Annotated in this window: 17 protein-coding genes; 4 read left to right on the top strand and 13 right to left on the bottom strand. The window is 72.3% G+C overall.

Annotated features, from left to right (window positions below; genetic code table 11):
- Positions 1–5: 5 nt before the first annotated feature.
- The 4 genes from ACFWJX_RS27655 to lipB form a co-directional block, all read right to left on the bottom strand.
- Positions 6–707, bottom strand: a complete 702-nt coding sequence (locus ACFWJX_RS27655) for a DUF4191 domain-containing protein (protein ID WP_383248402.1) — start codon at positions 705–707, stop codon at positions 6–8.
- A 100-nt stretch (positions 708–807) separates the two neighbouring features.
- Positions 808–1008 carry a hypothetical protein gene (locus ACFWJX_RS27650; protein WP_086768280.1) on the bottom strand — a complete coding sequence of 67 codons (201 nt, stop codon included), beginning with the start codon at positions 1006–1008 and terminating at the stop codon, positions 808–810.
- A gap of 282 nt (positions 1009–1290) precedes the next feature.
- Positions 1291–2256 (bottom strand): lipoyl synthase, encoded by a 966-nt coding sequence (gene lipA / locus ACFWJX_RS27645; RefSeq protein WP_383248399.1) that lies wholly within the window; start codon positions 2254–2256, stop codon positions 1291–1293.
- A 127-nt stretch (positions 2257–2383) separates the two neighbouring features.
- Entirely contained in the window at positions 2384–3181 is a 798-nt protein-coding gene (lipB, locus tag ACFWJX_RS27640) for a lipoyl(octanoyl) transferase LipB (protein ID WP_383248397.1), read from the bottom strand.
- 300 nt (positions 3182–3481) lie between these two features.
- Here lipB and ACFWJX_RS27635 point away from each other — a divergent pair, with 300 nt between their 5' ends.
- Entirely contained in the window at positions 3482–5023 is a 1542-nt protein-coding gene (locus ACFWJX_RS27635; protein ID WP_383248395.1) for a regulator, read from the top strand.
- Positions 5024–5111: 88 nt separating this feature from the next.
- Here ACFWJX_RS27635 and ACFWJX_RS27630 read toward each other — a convergent pair whose 3' ends face one another.
- Together ACFWJX_RS27630 and ACFWJX_RS27625 are read right to left on the bottom strand one after the other, a co-directional pair.
- Positions 5112–6500: an NAD(P)/FAD-dependent oxidoreductase gene (locus ACFWJX_RS27630; protein WP_383248393.1), complete on the bottom strand. Its 1389-nt coding sequence runs from the start codon at positions 6498–6500 to the stop codon at positions 5112–5114.
- Positions 6501–6662: 162 nt separating this feature from the next.
- Positions 6663–7556 carry a TIGR01777 family oxidoreductase gene (locus tag ACFWJX_RS27625; RefSeq protein ID WP_383248391.1) on the bottom strand — a complete coding sequence of 298 codons (894 nt, stop codon included), beginning with the start codon at positions 7554–7556 and terminating at the stop codon, positions 6663–6665.
- 71 nt (positions 7557–7627) lie between these two features.
- Between ACFWJX_RS27625 and ACFWJX_RS27620 the strand changes: the two genes are divergently transcribed.
- A complete protein-coding gene (locus ACFWJX_RS27620) occupies positions 7628–8161 on the top strand; it encodes a GNAT family N-acetyltransferase (protein ID WP_383248389.1) in 534 nt (177 codons plus the stop codon).
- Here the strand turns inward: ACFWJX_RS27620 and ACFWJX_RS27615 are convergent.
- The gene (locus tag ACFWJX_RS27615) at positions 8151–9335 is read right to left on the bottom strand and encodes a MarP family serine protease (RefSeq protein WP_383248387.1); all 1185 of its coding nucleotides are present in this window, start codon (positions 9333–9335) and stop codon (positions 8151–8153) included. The genes ACFWJX_RS27620 and ACFWJX_RS27615 overlap by 11 nt on opposite strands.
- A gap of 188 nt (positions 9336–9523) precedes the next feature.
- Here ACFWJX_RS27615 and ACFWJX_RS27610 point away from each other — a divergent pair, with 188 nt between their 5' ends.
- The gene (locus ACFWJX_RS27610) at positions 9524–10387 is read left to right on the top strand and encodes a peptidoglycan recognition protein (protein ID WP_383248385.1); all 864 of its coding nucleotides are present in this window, start codon (positions 9524–9526) and stop codon (positions 10385–10387) included.
- 71 nt (positions 10388–10458) lie between these two features.
- Complete coding sequence (locus ACFWJX_RS27605) at positions 10459–10698, top strand: hypothetical protein (protein WP_383248383.1); 240 nt, start codon at positions 10459–10461, stop codon at positions 10696–10698.
- 43 nt (positions 10699–10741) lie between these two features.
- On the opposite strand, the gene ACFWJX_RS27600 is transcribed toward ACFWJX_RS27605, so the two are convergent.
- The 6 genes from ACFWJX_RS27600 to lpdA all read right to left on the bottom strand — a co-directional run bounded on the left by ACFWJX_RS27600 (position 10742) and on the right by lpdA (position 19724).
- Positions 10742–11260, bottom strand: coding sequence for a DUF4240 domain-containing protein (locus tag ACFWJX_RS27600; RefSeq protein ID WP_383248632.1), 519 nt, complete (start codon positions 11258–11260; stop codon positions 10742–10744).
- Positions 11261–11317: 57 nt separating this feature from the next.
- On the bottom strand, positions 11318–12292 hold the full coding sequence (locus tag ACFWJX_RS27595) for a helix-turn-helix transcriptional regulator (protein WP_383248381.1): 975 nt from the start codon (positions 12290–12292) through the stop codon (positions 11318–11320).
- Positions 12293–12467: 175 nt separating this feature from the next.
- Positions 12468–15179 carry a pyruvate dehydrogenase (acetyl-transferring), homodimeric type gene (gene aceE / locus ACFWJX_RS27590; protein ID WP_383248379.1) on the bottom strand — a complete coding sequence of 904 codons (2712 nt, stop codon included), beginning with the start codon at positions 15177–15179 and terminating at the stop codon, positions 12468–12470.
- Positions 15180–15504: 325 nt separating this feature from the next.
- Positions 15505–16128 carry a GntR family transcriptional regulator gene (locus tag ACFWJX_RS27585; RefSeq protein WP_319263197.1) on the bottom strand — a complete coding sequence of 208 codons (624 nt, stop codon included), beginning with the start codon at positions 16126–16128 and terminating at the stop codon, positions 15505–15507.
- A gap of 347 nt (positions 16129–16475) precedes the next feature.
- On the bottom strand, positions 16476–18260 hold the full coding sequence (sucB, locus tag ACFWJX_RS27580; protein WP_383248377.1) for a 2-oxoglutarate dehydrogenase, E2 component, dihydrolipoamide succinyltransferase: 1785 nt from the start codon (positions 18258–18260) through the stop codon (positions 16476–16478).
- Positions 18261–18335: 75 nt separating this feature from the next.
- A complete protein-coding gene (gene lpdA, locus ACFWJX_RS27575) occupies positions 18336–19724 on the bottom strand; it encodes a dihydrolipoyl dehydrogenase (protein WP_383248374.1) in 1389 nt (462 codons plus the stop codon).
- Positions 19725–19986 lie beyond the last annotated feature (262 nt).

The raw sequence follows: 19986 nt of genomic DNA, 5'->3' as shown, positions 1-19986 counted from the left end.
GGGGATCAGCGGGGCCGCTGCCCGCCCTTCGGCAGGCGCATGCCCTTGGGCATGGGGCCCTTCGGCAGCGGCATGTTGCTCATCAGGTCGCCCATGGCACGCAGCCGGTCGTTGGTGGCGGTCACCTGGGGACCGGTCAGCACCCGCGGCAGCTTCAGCATGGTGGTCCGCAGCTTCTTCAGCTCGACCTGGCCGTCACCCGTGCCGACGAGCAGGTCGTGCACCGGGACGTCCGCGACGATCCGGTTCATCTTCTTCTTCTCGGCCGCCAGCAGGCTCTTCACCCGGTTCGGGTTGCCCTCGGCGATCAGCACGATGCCGGCCTTGCCGACCGCCCGGTGCACCACGTCCTGGCTGCGGTTCATCGCCACCGCGGGGGTCGTCGTCCAGCCTCGGCCGATGTTGTCGAGCACCGCCGCGGCAGCGCCCGGCTGGCCCTCCATCTGCCCGAAGGCCGCCCGCTCCGCCCGGCGACCGAACACGATCGCCGTCGCGAGGAAAGCGAGCAGGAAGCCCAGGATGCCCGCGTAGATGGGGTGACCGATCAGGAAACCGATCGCGAGGAAGACACCGAAGGTGACGATTCCGACAGCCGCGAGTACAAGACCGATCTTCTTGTCGGCCTTGCGGGTCATCTTGTAGGTCAGGGCGATCTGTTTCAGTCGCCCGGTGTTGGCGGCGTCCGCCGCCGTGTCCTTCCTCGCCATGCCACGCAGTCTACGTGGCCCGGGGAGTGCCGACGACGGCAGTGTCCCGGAGGCGGCCCTGAGACGGCCCTGAAATGCCCGCAGAGGAGGGCGGGGCTCGTCAGAGACGGGCGGAGGTGGCCTCTTCGAGGACGCGCTCCGCCTCGAAACGGTCCTTGGCTCGACGGCGGTCCTCCAGGACGGACGTCCAGGCGTTGCGCCGGGCGGTGCGCTGGCCGCCGCTCATGAGCAGGGACTCGACGGCGCGCAGGGCGTCGGTGAAGGACGGGATCGCGGTGGCGCGAACGGGCGCGGCCTGCATGGTGGGGGTCCCCCTCGGAAGCGGCTTGGCACGGATCTACGTGGTGTGACACCAGCGTCACTGATTGGTGTTACCAGGGCATGACCGACCGGTCAAACACCAATGAAGCCTTGATGCGAGGGGCCGAAATGCTGACGCGGCCCTGACGTACGTCCTCATCTGCGAGGACGGTCAGGACCGCGTCGAATCGGCCGCTACCGGCGGGTAATCGCTTGTGCGTGAATTCACACGCCCGCTCCCCGGTGCACGGTCGGCGCGCGGCGAACGGATCTTGACGGAGCGTCAGACGGCCTGGACGGCCACGAAGGAACCGCGCTTCTCGACGGCCATCTGGTACAGGCGCCCGGCGCGGTACGAGGACCGTACCAGCGGGCCGGACATGACGCCCGAGAAGCCGATCTGCTCGGCCTCCTCCTTCAGCTCCACGAACTCGTGCGGCTTCACCCAGCGCTCCACCGGGTGGTGGCGCACCGACGGGCGCAGGTACTGCGTGATGGTGACCAGCTCGCAGCCCGCCTCGTGCAGCTGCTTGAGCGCCTCGCTGACCTCCTCGCGGGTCTCACCCATGCCGAGGATCAGGTTGGACTTGGTGACCAGGCCGACGTCGCGGGCCTCCGTGATGACCTTCAGGGAGCGCTCGTAACGGAAGCCCGGACGGATGCGCTTGAAGATCCGCGGGACCGTCTCCACGTTGTGCGCGAAGACCTCGGGGCGCGAGGAGAAGACCTCGGCGAGCTGCTCCGGCTCGGCGTTGAAGTCGGGGGCGAGCAGTTCGACCTTGGTGCGGCCGGCCTCGCGGTTCGCGGTCTGCGCGTGGATCTGGCGGACCGTCTCCGCGTACAGCCAGGCGCCGCCGTCCGCCAGGTCGTCGCGGGCGACGCCGGTGATGGTGGCGTAGTTCAGGTCCATGGTGACCACGGACTCGCCGACCCTGCGGGGCTCGTCGCGGTCCAGCGCCTCGGGCTTGCCGGTGTCGATCTGGCAGAAGTCACAGCGCCGCGTGCACTGGTCACCGCCGATGAGGAAGGTCGCCTCGCGGTCCTCCCAGCACTCGTAGATGTTCGGGCAGCCGGCTTCCTGGCAGACCGTGTGCAGGCCCTCGCTCTTCACGAGGTTCTGCATCTTCGTGTACTCGGGACCCATTTTCGCCCGGGTCTTGATCCACTCGGGCTTGCGCTCGATGGGGGTCTGGCTGTTGCGGACCTCCAGGCGCAGCATCTTGCGTCCGTCGGGTGCGACTGCGGACACGACCGGCTCCCTGTAGCTTCGATTCTTCGGCGTACACCAGGGTACGCCCGTGTTTGTTGAGCCCTACCGGTGAGGCCAACCCGGAGACCCGGGGGGTCATTCCCCCCGGTGGCCGGGCACCGCCGTCCTAGACGGTCGCCTTCTCGATCTCCCGCGGCTTCAGCTCCGCGTTCTCCAGTACGTCCTTCAGGTGCCGTTCGGCGACCGGCAGCACCTCGTCGATCGTGACGTCCCGGCCCAGCTCGTCGGCCAGGGACGTGACGCCCGCGTCGCGGATCCCGCACGGGATGATGCGGTCGAACCAGGCGTTGTCCGGGTTCACGTTCAGCGCGAAGCCGTGCATCGTGACGCCCTTGGCGACCCGGATGCCGATCGCCCCGATCTTGCGGTCCTCGCGGCGCTGGCCGGCGTTGGAGGGCGCGTACTCCGGGCCGTTCAGCCGCGGGTCGAACTCCTCGTCGTGCAGCCGGGGATCCAGGTCCAGGGAAAGTCCGCCGAGCGACGGGCGCTGCTCGACCGGATCGCCGAGCACCCACACCCCGCTGCGGCCCTCGACCCGCGAGGTCCGCACGCCGAACTCGGCGCAGACCCGGATCAGGGCCTCCTCCAGCCGCCGCACGTGCGCCACGACGTCCACCGGGCGCGGGAGCTTCTGGATGGGGTAGCCCACCAGCTGGCCGGGACCGTGCCAGGTGATCTTGCCGCCCCGGTCCACGTCCACCACCGGGGTGCCGTCAAGGGGGCGCTCGCTCTCGACCGTGCGCCGGCCCGCCGTGTACACGGGCGGGTGTTCCAGCAGCAGCACGGTGTCGGGTACCTCGTCCGCGAACCGCGCCGCGTGCACCAGGCGCTGCTCGTCCCACGCCTTCCGGTACTCGACGGCGTCCGCTCCGAAGCCCATGCGAACGAACCGCAACTCACTCACGGCAAGCGCCTCCCTAGGCGATACGGCGGTGCGGCGCGGGCTGTGCCGGCGCTGTGCCGGTTACCCGGGGCCTGTCTGTCAGGCCCGACCGCGCCCCAAGCAACTGTACGTCCGTCCGTCACGCGTCAGCCCCGCGGGCAATCCTCACACGATCGGATGAATGAACGTGGAGATGTGCGAGGGCCTGCTTACGCTCCGCTACATTCGCGCCGTTCACGAGGCCATCAGGGCAGCTCACAGCAATCAGGGCACTTCATCCGGGCATGTCAGAGGCCCGGAAGGCAGGAGACCGCACCGCAGATGACGGAACGACCCGCGCAGCGCACTCCCAACCGTCAGCTCGCCGCGCTCATCGCAGAAGCGGGCTTCTCCAACGCGGGTCTGGCCCGACGCGTCGATCAGCTCGGTCTCGAGCACGGCCTGGACCTCAGATACGACAAGACGTCCGTCACCCGGTGGCTGCGCGGCCAGCAGCCCCGCGGCACCACGCCCGCCCTCATCGCCGAGGTCTTCACCCGCCGCCTCGGCCGCCGGCTGACCGCCCAGGACCTCGGCCTCGACGCCTGCGCCCCCGTGTACGCGGGGCTGGAGTTCGCCGGCACCCCCGAGGAGGCCGTCGAGATCGTCAGCGGGCTGTGGCGCAAGGACTCCGGCAGCCACGCCGAGCTGCGCAAGATCGCGTTCACCGCGGCCGGGCTGGTGGTGCCCAGCCGGGACTGGCTGATCGGCCGGGCCGACGAGAAGGTGGCCCACGGCGATCCGGCCGCCCGCGTGCCGGTCCAGGGCCGGCCGCCGTCCCCCCGCCCGGCCCAGCCGAGGCCCGCCGCCCAGCCCAGGACCGGGCCCACGGCCGGTCTGCCCGGTGGTCTGCCCGGCGGCCTGACCGGTGTTCTGCCGGGTGTGCCCCGGCAGCGCGGCACGGCCGAGCGCGGCCCCGGCCAGCGGGTCACCGGCGGCGACATCTCCGCGCTCCGCTCGGTCGGCGAACTCTTCCGCACCCTCGACAACATGTACGGCGGCGGCCACGCCCGTCAGGCCCTCGTGCGCTACCTGGAGCACGAGTGCGAGCCGATGCTGCGCGGCACCTACGGCGAGCAGACCGGCCGCCGGCTGTTCGGCGCCGCCGCCGACCTCACCCGCCTCGCGGGCTGGACCTCCTTCGACATCGCCGCGCACGGCCTCGCCCAGCGGTACTTCGTCCAGGCCCTGCGCCTCTCCCAGGCCGCCGGAGACCGGGCGTACGGCTCCTACGTCCTCATCACCATGAGCCGCCAGGCCGTGTACCTCGGGCACGGGCGGGAGGCCGTACAGCTCGCGCGGGTGGCACAGCAGGGCGTCGGCAGCGGCTCGCCGCCCGTCGTGCAGGCGCTGCTGCACGCGGTCGAGGCGCGCGGGCACGGGGTGATGGGGGAGGTGCGGGCCTGCACGGCGTCCCTCGTCCGGGCCGAACGGGCGCTGGAGGCGGCCAAGGCGGGGGACGAGGTGCCCTTCTGGGCGCGGTTCTTCGACGAGGGGCAGCTGGCCGACGAGTTCGGGCACTGCCACCGCGACCTCCAGCAGTTCCGGGCCGCCGCGCAGCACGCCGAGCGCTCCCTCCAGCTGCGGCCCGCCGCGTACGCGCGCAGCCGCCTCTTCTGCCGGGTCGTCCTCGCCACCGCCCGCCTCGGTCTCGGCGAACTCGACCAGGCCTGCCAGATCGCCGCGGAGGCGGCGGGGCAGGCGGCGGAGATGCGGTCGATGCGGGCGGTGGAGTACGTCCGCGACTTCGAACGCCGCCTCGAGCCCTACCGGGACGCGGCCCCGGCAAGGGTGTACCGGGACCGGGTGGCGGCGCTGGGGTAGATGGGGTGGTCGAGCACCTGTCGGTCTCGCCGAGTCGGGTGGTGGGTGGGCATGGGTCGGAGGGCTGGGGGCGGAGCCCCCAGTGCGTTCACGCTGCTCGCGCGGCCGTCCGGGCCGGTTCGGCCGTGTGCAGCGATCCCGTCCCGCCCAGGTCGGAGACGATCGCCGCCGACGCCCGGCGGGCCGAGTGCAGGGCGCCCTGGACCGTGCTGGTGTCCCGGTGGTCGCCGCAGACGTACAGCCCGGCCAGGAGACGTACCGGCCGGCGCAGGTCGTGCGGCGCCCGCATCGCCGGTACCGCCTCGGCGGTGTGGTGCACGGCCAGCGTCTCCCACCGCCCGGTCGAGGTGCCGTACAGCCGCGCGAGGTGCATGCGGACGGCCGTGTCGACGCCGTCCGGGGGCGGCCCGAGCACCGTGGAGGAGATCAGCGCCCGCCCGGCCGGCGCCCGGCTGGGGTCGACCCGACTGGTCACCGTCGTATGGGCGACCGGCCCGCCCCGGTCGGCGTCCAGCAGCAGCGACGCCCCGGTCCCCGGCGGCTCGTCGGTGGTGTGGTGGACGACCGTCACCGGATGGAAGTCGGGCACCCGCAGTCCGGGCAGCAGCTCCGCCGCGGTGCGCGCGTCGGTGGCCACCAGCACCGCCCGGCAGCGGAACTCGCCGTGCTCGGCGGTGGTCACCGAGGTCGTGGAGACCGCGGTGGCCCGCACCCCCGTGTGCACGGTCCCCGGCGGGAGGGTCCGCGCGAGCAGCTCCGGCAGGACGTCGGCCCCGCCCTCGGGGAGGCACAGCCGGCCGGCCGCGAAGGCGCGCAGCGCCAGGTCCGCGCACCGGCTGGACGTGGTCAGATCCGGGTCGCAGAGCAGCGCGGCGAGCAGCGGCCGCAGAAAGCCGTCGATGGTCCGGGCGGGCAGACCGCGCGCCGCGAGCGCCTCGGCGGCGGGTGCCTCGGGCCGGCGCAGCAGCCGTTCGGCGGGCGTGGCCGCGAGCCGGGTGAGCGCGGCGCCGAGCCGGGCCTGGTCCACGGCCGAGCCGAGCGGCGCCCCGGCCCGCACCCGTGGCGGTGCGGTGGCCGAGCCGGTGCGCGGCCGGGGCAGCGCCCCGCTCCGGGGGGCGCCGGCGAGGGCGCGTACGGCATGGAGTGCGCCCCTTGCGCCCCCCGCGCCCGCTTGCGCGCCCGCGCGATGGTGGCGTCCGCCGCTGTGCAGCAGGACCCCGGGGGCGAAGGGGCGCAGGGTGAGCGCGTCCAGCCCGGGGGTCAGGGCCAGTTCGGGATACGCCGTGGACAACAGCTGTCCGATCCGGTCGAGCCGGAAGCCGTCGACCTTCTCGGTCGCCATGCGGCCGCCCACGCACGGGGCGGCCTCCAGAACCGTGGTGGTCACTCCTGCGCTGGTCAGCCGATGAGCCGCGGAGAGTCCGGCGACCCCGGCTCCCACGATGACGACGTCCGCCTGGTACGCGGGCTCAAGCACGTGCCCCTCCTCGAGGTTGCGCGGCCGGTGGAGACGTCATGCCCCCAACTGGCGTCCGGGATACCCGAGTTCGGATCGAGGGTAGGGCCGTGATCGGCCGGGAACAGTCGCGCATGGACAGGGCACGGTCGCACGGCGGTCGCATGCGGTCCCGAAAGGGCGTCAGGCGGCTCGGAGGGTGTCCTCGATCCCGGGGAACGCGAAGGTGAACCCCGACTCCAGCAGCCGCTTGGGCACCACCCGCGCGCTGCCCAGCACATCCCCGGCCATCTCGCCCAGCACCGTCCGCAGCACCGGCGCCGGTACCGGGAACAGCGTCGGCCGGTGCAGCACCCGCCCCATGGCCGCGGTGATCTCACGGTTGGTCAGCGGCTCGGGCGCGGTCAGGTTGAACGGTCCCGACAGGTCGTCGCGGTCCAGGAGATGCCGGATCGCCGCCACCTCGTCGTGCAGCGCGATGAACGACCAGTACTGCCGCCCGTCGCCCATCCGCCCCCCGAGCCCCGCCCGGAACAGCGGGAACAGCCGACCCCAGGCGCCGCCGCCGCGGGCCACGACCAGCCCGGTCCGGGTGAACGCCGTGCGCACCCCGGACGCCCGTGCCGGTTCCGCCGCCGCCTCCCACTCCACGCACAGCTCCGGCAGGAAGCCCCGGCCGGCGGGCGCGCTCTCGTCGACGGCCCGCTCGCCCGTCTCGCCGTAGTAGCCCATCGCGCTGCCGTTCACGAACACCCGCGGCCGCTCGTCGAGCGAGGCGACCGCCTTCGCGAGGGCGGCCGTCCCGTGCACCCGGCTGTCATGGATCCGGCGCTTGTACGCGTCCGTCCAGCGGTGGTCGCCGACCCCCGCACCCGCCAGGTTGACCACGGCGGAGCACCCGGCGAGGCCGGCCGCGTCCACCCGCCCCCGCTCGGGATCCCAGCGCACCTCCGCCTCGCTCCGGGGCGCGTGGCGCACCAGGCGGACCACCTCGTGCCCGTCGGCGGTCAGGGACCGCACCAGGGCGCTGCCGATGAGACCGGACGCGCCGGCCACCGCGATTCGCGTACGTTCCATGCCCCCATCCTCCCGCGTGACCTCGTAAAACCCCCGTTCGGAGCGGGCGTCCGCGTCGTAAGGTGCCGCGCATGACCTACCTGCCGAACCTCACCGACGCCCGCATACGCCCCGCCCGGCCCGCGGACGACGAGACGCTCGCCCTCATCGACCGCGTGACCTGGTCCCCCCTGCACGCGGTCATGCCCAGGCCGCAGCCGCCGTACAGCTCCTTCTTCGACGAACGGCACCACCCCGAGGAGTACCTGGTCGCCGAGGTGGACGGCCGTGTCGCCGGCTACATCCGGCTCGGCCGCCCCACCGAACTCGCCGTCAACGCGCACGTACGCCAGATCCAGGGCCTCGCCGTCTCCGACGAGGCCCGCGGCCGGGGCGTCGGACGCGCGTTGGTCCGGGCGGCCGTCGAGGAGGCCCGCCGGCTCGGCGCCCGCCGCATCACCCTGCGCGTCCTCGGCCACAACACCCTGGCCCGGGGCCTCTACGAGTCCGAGGGGTTCGTGGTGGAGGGTGTCCTGCCGGAGGAGTTCCTCCTCGACGGCTCGTACGTGGACGACGTGTTCATGGGCCGCTCCCTCCTCCGAGCCCCTTCCGCCGTTACGAGCTGATCAGCTCGCCCGTGTCCACCGCCGCCGTCGCCGCCGTCGCCCGCCGGGCGTCCTCGGCGACCTCGGCGGCCGTCAGGACGTACCCCGTCTCGGCGTCGGAGGTGGAGCGGGCGAAGACGACACCGAAGACCCGGCCGTCGGTGGTCAGCAGTGGGCCGCCGGAGTTGCCGGGGCGGACGGTGGAACGGATCGAGTAGATCTCCCGGGTGACGGTCCCGTCGTTGTAGATGTTCCGCCCGGTCGCGTCGACCCGGTTCGCCACCGTGGCCGCCTGGAGGTTCAGATCGCCGTCCTCCGGATACCCCGCGACGACCGCGGAGTCCCCGCGCGAGGCGTCGTCGTCGAACCGCAGCACCGGCGCCCGCAGCTCCGGCACGTACAGCACGGCCACGTCCTTGGCTGGGTCGAACAGCACGACGCGTGCCTCGTACGACCGCCCCACGCCCCCGATCCGTACGGTCGGGTCGTCGATGCCCGCCACCACGTGCGCGTTGGTCATCACACGCTCGCGCGCGTACACGAACCCGCTGCCCTCGCGGCCCTGGTCGCCCGAGACGCCCTCGATCTTCACCGTGCTCAGCTTGGCCGCGCTGGTGGCCGCCGGGGTGACGCTGTCGCCGGTGGGCCTGGCCACCTCCGCCGTCGACTCGTTCTCGAACGGGTTGAAGACCTGCGGGAAGCCCGCTTGGGTGAGCGCCGACGTGGCCCGTGAGAACCAGGCCGGGGTGGTGTCCGGCATCGTGTCCTGCACCGCCCCCAGCAGCCGGGAGTCCCGGATCGCCGACGTCACCACCGGAGTCGACGACACGGCCAGCACGCTCGCCGCCACCCAGGCCACGATCAGCACCGCCACGGAGTTCGCCACCGCCCCACCGACCCCGTCGGCCACCCTGAGCGGCCCCCGCTCCAGCTCCCTGCGCAGCCGCAGCGCCAGCCGCCCCGCCAACTCGTGCCCCACCGCCGCCGGCACCAGCACGGTGAGCACCGCCGTGACCGTCGCCGCCGTCGTCCCCGGCGTCACCAGGTCCATCACCCACGGCAGGATCCACACGCCCACCACCGCGCCGCCCACGAAACCGGCCAGCGAGACACAGCCGGCCACCAGTCCCCGCCGGTAGCCCGACCCGGCGTACACCAGGATCACCAGCACCAGCAGGATGTCGAGCAGGTCCACGGAGCCGCCTTTCTCTCGGACCCCTTAGTACGCGGGGGACGGGCCCGGTGATCAGCCTCGCGCGCGTGACCCGCCCACGACCGGTCACGCACGCGTGTAGCCCGGAAACGTCCCGGACCGGGACGATGGTTCCACCGGGTGGCACAGCACACATCGCGGACGGAACGGAACCGGCCGACAGTGGGTCCATGCGTGCCATTCGACAGGCCGTCCTCCGCGCGCGAAGGCCCGCGCGAAGACCCGCGCGAGGCCGGTGGGGACGGAAGCCGGCCCCGCTGCCGCGCCCGCTCCGCGTGGCCCTGGCCTGCCTGCCCGGCCTCGCCGCCGTCGCCGCCCTGGCGCTGTGCGTGAGCGGCGTCGAGCACGCCGTCACCGCGTCCCTGGCGGCCCGCCCCGTGCAGCGGGCGGCACAGCCCCCGGCGCACTCCGCCGCCCGGCCGCCCATCGTGCCGCGCTCGGTCTGGGTGGCCGACGCCGCGCGCGCCCAGCCACCCCCGCGCTACGACGACAAGGTCGTCGCCGTCTTCGTGCACCACACCGACTCGCCCAACGGCTACGACTGCGCCGACGCGCCCCGCATCATCCGCTACCTCTACGCGGGCCAGACCGGTGGCCGCGACTGGGACGACATCGGCTACAACTTCCTCGTCGACCGCTGCGGCACCATCTACGAGGGCCGCGCGGGCGGCACCGACCGTCCCGTCACCGGCGCGCACACCCAGGGCTTCAACCACCGCACGACCGGCATCGCCGCCCTCGGCACGTTCACCTCCGGCGTCCCCGTCCCGCAGGCGATGGTCGACTCGATCGCGGCCCTCGCCGCCTGGAAACTCGGCCCGGCGGACGTCGACCCGCGCGCGAGCGTCCGTCTGACCTCCAGCAACAGCGGCAGCCGGTACGCGTCGGGGGCCACGGCCGCCCTGCCCGCCCTCGCGGGCCACAAGGAGGCCTACATGACCAGCTGCCCCGGTGCGGCCCTCACCGCCCGGCTCCCGGAGATCCGGCAGACGGCGGCCCGCCTCCAGGGCCGGACGTTCACAGGAACGCCTTAGGCGCCGTTCAGGGTTCTCCCATCCCCGCCTCCTACGGTCATGCACAACACAAGCCGACCGAGGCGGGGATCATGAACAGCACCACGAACGGCACCACGCACACCAGTCAGAACAAGGCGACCGGCTGGCACCGGGCCGCCCGCAGCCCCTGGACGATCGTCTGCGCCGTCGCCGCTGTCGTCCTCGGCCCGGCCGCGGCCACCGCGTCCGCCCTGGAGCAGGCCAACAAGGCACCGCTGCACCACGCCGTGCGGGCCGAGCAGCAGGCCTACATCCCGATGGACGCCACGCGCCGCCGCACGACGGTCTGACCCCGGCCCCGGCAGGCTTCTGAGGCCCGGCCCGCGAAGGGAATCACTCCCTGAAGCGCTCCCACAGCAGCGGATACCGCTCCGCGAGCGCCCGCTCGTTCTCGAAGTCGAGCGGCGTGCCCTCGGGTTCAGCCGGGGCGGGCGCGATGCCCAGGTCCGGCGCGACGGTCCCGGTGAGCTGCTCGTAGGCCTCGTCGGCCGCGTAGCCCAGCTCCTCGCCGTCGCCGTCGATCTCCTCGTCGAAGTCGCCCAGCAGGTCCGCGAGCGAGTCCGGGTCGTGCACGGCACCCTCGTACACCTCCCGGCCCTGACCGATCAGCCAGCACCGGAAGAAGTCGAAGGCGTCGTCGCTCGCCCCGTCCAGCAGCACCCAGGCGGCGCCCCACAGATCCCACGTGTACGCCCGGTTGAAGCGGGCCTCGAAGTGACGGGCGAAGTCCAGCACCATGTCGGGGTCCAGCCGGACCAGCCGCTCCACCAGCAGGTCGGCCTGCTCCTCCGGGTCGCCCTCGGCGGCCTCGCGGGTGTCGTCGACCAGCTCCCAGAACTCCGTCTCGTCCATCACGCGTCCCAGCATCGTGCCTGGACGGGTGGCCCGCACCTGGAGTGCGGGCGATTGTCATCGCCGGTACAGCGCCGCCAGCCGGGCCGCGTCCTCGGCGAAACGGCGCCGCAGCGACTCCGGGGAGACGACCTCGGCCTCCGGCCCCAGCGCGGTGAGCTGGCTGTGCGCCACCTCCTCGGACTCGACGCCCAGGGTGACCGTCACCCACCCCCGCGCGTCGGGCTCCCCGGCCCCCGCGAGTGCGTCCCGCGCGGCCACCGGGTCCACGGCGTACGGCAGTCGGCGCCGCCCCGCCGGCGAGAGCCGTACGACGGTCTCGGCGCGCAGGATCGACCGCGCGAACCGCTCCGCCTGCCCCGTCCAGAAGCCGGGCAGATCGAACTCCTCGTCCCGGCCGAAACGCTCCGCGAGCGGCTCCGCGGCGGTGAACCGGTCGATCCGGTACGTCCGGAAGGCCGCTGCCTCGGCCACTCTCGCGCACAGGTACCAGACGCCCGCCTTGAGCACGAGACCGTACGGCTCCAGCTCCCGTACGACCTCCGCCTCGCCCCGGTGGTAGCGGGCGGCGAGCCGACGGTCGTCCCACACCGCGTCCGCGATCACGGGCAGCAGCGGGGGTGTCTCCGGCTCCTGGAACCAGGCCGGCGCGTCCAGATGGAACCGCTGTGCCGCCGCCGTCGGGGCGTCCCTGAAGGACGGCATCAGTGCCGCCGACACCTTCAGGCGGGCCACCGAGGCCGCGTCCTCCAGGCCCATCTCCCTCAGCGCGCCCGGTACGCCGCTCAGGAACAGGGCCTCCGCCTCGCCGCGGGCCAGGCCGGTGAGGCGGGTGCGGTAGCCGTCGACGAGGCGGTAGCCGCCGGTTCGCCCGCGCTCGGCGTACACCGGGACGCCCGCCTCCGACAGGGCCTGGGCGTCCCTGGTGACCGTCCGCTCCGACACCTCCAGCTCACGCGCCAGCTCGGCGGCGGTCATGGCGGGCCGGGCCTGAAGAAGCAGCACCATCTTGATGAGCCGGGCAGCACGCATACCTGCATGATGCCGCGTGGCACCGACAGGGGCACCGGACGGGCCTGTCTCACCGAGTCGGGTGGTTGCGTGGGCACAGGCCCGGGGGTCTGGAGGCGGAGCCCTCAGCGCGGGGCAGCGCGCGAAGGGGCGCGGTGGCCGATGCCGCCGCGCCCCTCGCCGTACAGAACCGGTCCTACAGTCCGTACCGCTCCCGTGCTTCCTTCACCGCCGTCGCCTGGACCTCGCCGCGGCGGGCCAGCTGGGCGAGGGCCGCGACCACGATCGACTCCGCGTCGACACCGAAGTGGCGGCGCGCCGCGTCACGGGTGTCGGACAGACCGAACCCGTCCGCGCCGAGCGACGAGTAGTCCTGCTCGACCCACTGCGCGATCTGGTCCGGAACCTGGCGCATGTAGTCGGAGACCGCGAGCACCGGCCCGTCGGCACCCTGGAGCGCCTGACGGACGTACGGCACCCGCTCCTCGCCGCGCAGCAGCGCCGCGTCGGCCTCCAGCGCGTCGCGCCGCAGCTCGGTCCAGGAGGTCGCGGACCACACGTCGGCGGCCACCCCCCACTCCTCGGCGAGCAGCTTCTGCGCCTTCAGCGTCCAGTGGATCGCCGTACCGGAGCCCAGCAGCTGGATGCGCGGCGCGTTGGCAGCCGGCGCGAGGCCGGCCGACTCCGCCGTGTTGAAGCGGTAGAGGCCCTTGACGATGGCCTCGTCGATGCCGAGGCCGGACGGCTTCGCGGGCTGCGGCATCGGCTCGTTGTAGACGGTCAGGTAGTAGAAGACGTTCTGGTCCTCACCCGGCGCCGCCTCGCCGTACATCCGGCGCAGACCGTCCTTGACGATGACGGCGATCTCGTACGCGAACGCCGGGTCGTACGACAGCGCGGCCGGGTTCGTCGCCGCGATCACCGGCGAGTGGCCGTCGGCGTGCTGGAGGCCCTCGCCCGTCAGGGTGGTCCGGCCGGCCGTGGCGCCGACGAGGAAGCCGCGGCCGAGCTGGTCGCCGAGCTGCCACATCTGGTCGGCCGTGCGCTGCCAGCCGAACATCGAGTAGAAGATGTAGAACGGGATCATCGCTTCGCCGTGCGTGGAGTACGCGGTGGACGCGGCGATGAAGTCGGCCATCGAACCGGCCTCGGTGATCCCCTCGTTGAGGATCTGGCCGTTCTTGGCCTCCTTGTAGTACATCAGCTGGTCGCGGTCGACCGGCTCGTACGTCTGGCCCTTGGGGGAGTAGATCCCGAGCGACGGGAACAGCGACTCCATGCCGAAGGTGCGCGCCTCGTCGGGGACGATCGGCACCCAGCGCTTGCCGGTCTCCTTGTCGCGGACCAGGTCCTTGACCAGACGGACGAACGCCATGGTGGTGGCGATGTTCTGGGTGCCGGAACCCTTGTCGAAGGAGGCGAACGCCTTCTCCGCGGGGGCGGGCAGCGGGGCCAGCGGGTGCGTACGGCGGGCCGGGGCCGGGCCGCCGAGGGCGGCGCGGCGCTCCTGGAGGTAGCGGACCTCGGGGGAGTCGGCGCCGGGGTGGCCGTACGGCACGACCCCGTCGTCGAACCGGCTGTCCGGGATCGGCAGCTCCAGCAGGTCGCGCATCGCCTTGAACTCGTCCACCGAGAGCTTCTTCATCTGGTGGTTGGCGTTCTTCGACGCGAAGCCCTCACCGAGGGTGTGGCCCTTGACCGTCTGGGCCAGGATGACCGTCGGGGCGCCCTTGTGCTCGACGGCCGCCTTGTAGGCCGCGTACACCTTGCGCGCCTCGTGGCCGCCGCGGGAGAGGTGGAAGCACTCGAGGATCTTGTCGTCGCTCAGCAGCTTCGCCATCTCGACGAGCGCCGGGTCGGCGCCGAAGAAGTCCTGGCGGATATAGGCGGCGTCGCGCGTCTGGTACGTCTGCACCTGGGCGTCGGGCACCTGGCGCAGGCGGCGTACGAGCGCGCCCGTGGTGTCGAGCCGGAACAGCTCGTCCCAGGCCGTGCCCCACAGCGTCTTGACGACGTTCCAGCCGGCGCCGCGGAACTGGGCCTCCAGCTCCTGCACGATCTTGAAGTTCGCGCGGACCGGGCCGTCGAGGCGCTGGAGGTTGCAGTTGATGACGAAGGTGAGGTTGTCCAGCTCCTCGCGGGCGGCGAGTGCGAGGGCCGCCGTCGACTCGGGCTCGTCCATCTCGCCGTCGCCGAGGAACGCCCAGACGTGCGAGCTGGAGACGTCCTTGATGCCGCGGTTGGTCAGGTAGCGGTTGAAGCGCGCCTGGTAGATCGCGGAGAGCGGGCCGAGGCCCATCGACACCGTCGGGAACTCCCACAGCCAGGGCAGCCGCCGCGGGTGCGGGTACGACGGGAGGCCGTTGCCGCCCGCCTCCTGACGGAAGTTGTCCAGGTGCGCCTCGGTCAGCCGGCCGTCGAGGAAGGCGCGGGCGTAGATGCCGGGGGAGGCGTGGCCCTGGATGTAGAGCTGGTCGCCCGAGCCGGGGGAGTCCTGGGACTCCTTGCCCTGGAAGAAGTGGTTGAAGCCGGTTTCATACAGCCAGGCCGCGGAGGCGAAGGTGGCGATGTGGCCGCCTACGCCGTGTTTCGCACCGCGGGTCACCATGGCTGCCGCGTTCCACCGGTTCCAGGCGGTGATCCGGGCCTCCATCGCCTCGTCACCCGGCGCTGCGGGCTCGGCGGCGGTGGGGATGGTGTTGACGTAGTCCGTCTCGAGCAGCTTGGGCAGCGCGATGCCGTTGCCCTCTGCACGCTCCAGCGTGCGCCGCATCAGGTATGCGGCACGGTGCGGCCCGGCCGCCTGGGTGACCGCGTCCAGGGAGGCCTGCCATTCGGCGGTCTCCTCCGGGTCCCGGTCGGGGAGCTGGTCGAGCGCGCTCGGCTGGATGGCGTGGGGGTCGGTCATGTCGCCGCCTTCCTCAGTCGAAGGGGGTTCCCTCATCGGTAAGGGTTCGGGGGTGCCCTTTGTCTTTGGCAGGACAGGGCGTGGGGTTCAGGACGGTGTCGTGGTACGACCCCGTCGCGAAGCCCGTCGGCGACTGTAACTCCCTGATCGATGATCGATCAAAGGGTTGAGGGTGAAAACCTCTTGATCACGAGAAAGTAGGCACGGGGTGTCTCTGCCGAAGGCACGGGGTGCCGCATTTTCGAAAGGTTTTCGCAGGTGAGGCGACGTATGAGCGAGTGCGCGCTCAGGGTTCCACGCACGCCCCACGCCCGATGCTGCGCGCTCACGCCCGGGGCGCGCAGCCCAGTACGTGCGCCTTCACGATCTCCGCGATCCGCGGATCCTGCCGCTTGAAGGCCGCCACCAGCTCCTCGTGTTCCTCCGCGTACGACTGCTGCACCGTCCCCAGCCAGCGGATCGACAGCGCCGTGAACACCTCGATGCCGAGGCCCTCCCAGGTGTGCAGCAGCACGGAGTTGCCGGCCGCGCGGACCAGCTCGCGGTGGAAGCCCACCGTGTGCCGCACCTGGCCGGTCCCGTCCGACGCCCGGTCTGCCTCGTACAGCGCGGCCACGTGCGGCTCCAGCGCCGAGCAGTCCTCGGCCAGCCGCCGCGCCGCCAGCTCCGCGGCGATCGCCTCCAGACCGGCCCGGACCGGATAGCTCTCCTCCAGGTCGGCCGCGGTCAGGTTCCGCACCCGTACGCCCTTGTTCGGCGCGGACTCGATCAGCCGCAGCGACTCCAGCTCGCGCAACGCCTCGCGCACGGGCGTCTGGCTGACCTCCAGCTCGGTGGCGATCCGCCGCTCCACGATCCGCTCGCCCGGCTTCCAGCGCCCGCTGACGATCCCCTCCACGATGTGCTCGCGGATCTGCTCGCGCAGCGAGTGGACGACGGGCGCGGTCATGAGGGCTCCTTAGGGAGGGGCCGCCCATCGGCCCCGGGGGCGTTTGACGTTTAGACAATAAGGCCGGTTCGCTCCCCGGGTGGAGCGCGCGGGCACGCTTCAGTGCAGGTGAGACGAGACTTACACGCTCATTACGCCGCGCCTCGCTGGGGGTTCTGCCCCCGACTCAGCCCGTCCGGCGTTTGAGGACGAGGCCGTTCAGGCCGACAGCGGGGGTCTGGGGGCGGCAGCCCCCAGGTTCGGGACGGGAAGGGGGGCGGGGGCGGGAGAAGTCCCGGGGGACACGAACGCGCGGCGCCCCCGCCCGGAAGACCCGGGCGGGGGCGCCGTACAACCCTGTGCGCTGACTACAGGCCGAGCTCGACCTCGAACTCGCCCGCCTCCAGAATCGCCTTCACCGCGGTCAGGTACCGCGCCGCGTCGGCCCCGTCCACCAGTCGGTGGTCGTAGGACAGCGTCAGGTACGTCATGTCGCGGACGCCGATGACCGTACCCTCCTCCGTCTCGATGACGGCCGGACGCTTCACCGTGGCACCGATACCGAGGATCGCGACCTGGCCCGGCGGCACGATGATCGTGTCGAAGAGCGCACCGCGCGAACCGGTGTTGGAGATGGTGAAGGTCGCGCCGGACAGCTCGTCCGGAGTGATCTTGTTGCCGCGGACCTTGCCGGCCAGCTCGGCCGTGGCCTTGGCGATACCGGCGATGTTCAGGTCGCCCGCGCCCTTGATGACCGGGGTCATCAGGCCCTTCTCCGAGTCCACCGCGATACCGACGTTCTCGGTGTCGAAGTAGGTGATCGTGTTCTCGGCCTCGTTGATCTTGGCGTTGATGACCGGGTGGGCCTTCAGCGCCTGCGCGGCGGCCTTGACGAAGAACGGCATCGGCGAGAGCTTGACACCCTCACGGGCCGCGAAGGAGTCCTTCGCCTTGGCACGCAGCCGCATCAGACGGGTGACGTCGACCTCGACGACCGACGACAGCTGGGCCTGCTCGTGCAGCGCCTTGACCATGTTGTCGCCGATGACCTTGCGGATGCGGGGCATCTTGACGGTCTGGCCACGCAGCGGGGAGACCTCCAGCGCGGGGGCCTTCTTCGCGGCGGCCGGTGCGGCGGCCGCGGCCGGAGCCGGGGCAGCGGCGGCGGCCTTCGCGGCCTCGGCGGCGGAGATGACGTCCTGCTTGCGGATACGACCGCCGACGCCGGTGCCCTTGACCGAGCCCAGGTCGACACCGTTCTCGGCGGCGAGCTTGCGCACCAGCGGGGTGACGTAGGCACCCTCGTCGGTGGCCTGCGCGGCGACGGGAGCCGGGGCGGCCGGGGTGACCGGAGCGGGCGCGGCCGGCGCGGGCGCCGGAGCGGCCGGAGCCGGGGCGGGCGCCGGAGCAGCGGGCGCCGGAGCCGGAGCGGCCGGAGCCGGAGCCGCGGGGGCGGCGGCCGGAGCCGGAGCCGGGGCGGGCTCCGGAGCCGGGGCGGCGGGCGCCGGGGCAGCGGCCGGAGCCGCACCCGGAGCGCCGATGACGGCCAGCTTGGCGCCGACCTCGGCGGTCTCGTCCTCGCCGACCGTGATCTCGAGCAGCACACCGGAGGTGGGCGCCGGGATCTCCGTGTCGACCTTGTCCGTGGAGACCTCGAGCAGCGGCTCGTCGGCCTCGACGGAGTCGCCGACCGACTTCAGCCAGCGGGTGACGGTGCCCTCGGTGACGGACTCGCCGAGCGCGGGCAGGACGACGTCCGTGCCCTCGGCGGAGCCGCCGCCGGAGGTGGCCTCGGCGGTGGGAGCCGGGGCCGGGGCCGCCTGCTCGGTGGAGGGCTGTGCGGCCGGGGCCGGCTCGGGGGCCGGCGGGGCGACCTGCTCGGCGGCCGGGGCCGGGGCGGCAGCCGGGGCACCGGTGCCGTCGTCGATGACGGCCAGCTCGGCGCCGACCTCGACGGTCTCGTCCTCGGCGACCTTGATGGACGCCAGGATGCCGGCGGCGGGCGAGGGGATCTCGGTGTCGACCTTGTCGGTCGACACCTCCAGCAGCGGCTCGTCGGCTTCGACGCGCTCGCCCTCGGCCTTCAGCCAGCGGGTGACAGTGCCCTCGGTGACGCTCTCACCGAGCGCCGGAAGGGTTACGGAAACCGCCATGGTTTCGGTTGCTCCTTACGAATTGCGGAAGTCTGTGTCGTCGCGGAGTCGCGGAGTCGCTTCGTCGACCGAGGGTCAGTCGTGCGAGTGGAGCGGCTTGCCGGCCAGGGCCAGGTGGGCCTCGCCGAGCGCCTCGTTCTGCGTCGGGTGGGCGTGGATGAGCTGCGCGACCTCGGCCGGCAGGGCCTCCCAGTTGTAGATCAGCTGGGCTTCGCCGACCTGCTCGCCCATGCGGTCGCCGACCATGTGGACGCCGACCACGGCACCGTCCTTCACCTGGACGAGCTTGATCTCGCCCGAGGTGTTGAGGATCTTGCTCTTGCCGTTGCCCGCCAGGTTGTACTTCAGAGCGACGACCTTGTCCGCGCCGTAGATCTCCTTGGCCTTCGCCTCGGTGATGCCCACGGAGGCGACCTCCGGGTGGCAGTACGTCACCCGCGGGACACCGTCGTAGTCGATCGGGACGGTCTTCAGACCGGCCAGCCGCTCCGCCACCAGGATGCCCTCGGCGAAGCCGACGTGCGCGAGCTGGAGCGTCGGGACGAGGTCGCCGACGGCGGAGATGGTGGGGACGTTCGTCCGCATGTACTCGTCGACCAGGACGTAGCCGCGGTCCATCGCGACACCCTGCTCCTCGTAGCCGAGACCGGCGGAGACGGGTCCGCGGCCCACCGCGACCAGCAGCAGCTCGGCCTCGAACTCCTTGCCGTCGGCCAGGGTGACCTTGACGCCGTCGGCGGTGTACTCGGCCTTCGAGAAGAAGGTGCCCAGGTTGAACTTGATGCCGCGCTTGCGGAACGCGCGCTCAAGAAGCTTGGAGGAGTTCTCGTCCTCGAGGGGAGCCAGGTGCTTGAGGCCCTCGACGATCGTGACGTCCGAGCCGAAGGACTTCCACGCGGAGGCGAACTCCACGCCGATGACACCGCCGCCCAGGATGATCGCCGACTTCGGTACGCGGTCCAGGACGAGCGCGTGGTCGGAGGAGATGATCCGGTTGCCGTCGATCTCCAGGCCCGGCAGCGACTTCGGCACGGAGCCGGTCGCCAGCAGCACGTGGCGGCCCTGGACGCGCTGCCCGTTCACGTCGACGGAGGTGGGGGAGGACAGCCGGCCCTCACCCTCGATGTACGTCACCTTGCGGGAGGCGATGAGTCCCTGGAGGCCCTTGTACAGGCCGGAGACGACACCGTCCTTGTACTTGTGGACCGCGGGGACGTCGATGCCCTCGAAGGTGGCCTTGACACCGAACTGCTCGCTCTCGCGGGCCTGGTCGGCGATCTCACCCGCGTGGAGCAGAGCCTTGGTGGGGATGCAACCCCGGTGCAGGCAGGTGCCGCCGACCTTGTCCTTCTCGATCAGGGCGACGTCCAGGCCCAGCTGCGCCCCGCGCAGGGCCGCGGCGTAACCGCCACTACCACCGCCGAGGATCACTAGGTCGAAAACGGTGCTGGCGTCGTTCGCCACGTCACGTCCTCCATGCATGTGCGCCGTACGCCGGTCTCCAGTGACCGGGCGGCGGCTGGTGTCCGGCCGCTCTTTCTTCGGCCCTGTGGTGGGGGCCCTGTCCTGCCGAGCCCCATCTTCGCACCTGTAGGAGCCGAACGAGACGCCGGGCTACGGTGTGAGACACCCCACGTGCATGCGCTCGGGGTGCGGGGCTGTGCCGATCTGCGGCTCCGCCGCGCAGCCGCGGCCGGCCGAGTGATCAGTCGCACAGTCCCCGCAC

This window comes from Streptomyces sp. NPDC058335, from assembly GCF_042723915.1.
Classification (GTDB): domain Bacteria; phylum Actinomycetota; class Actinomycetes; order Streptomycetales; family Streptomycetaceae; genus Streptomyces.
This window is presented reverse-complemented; position numbering and strand designations above follow the sequence as displayed.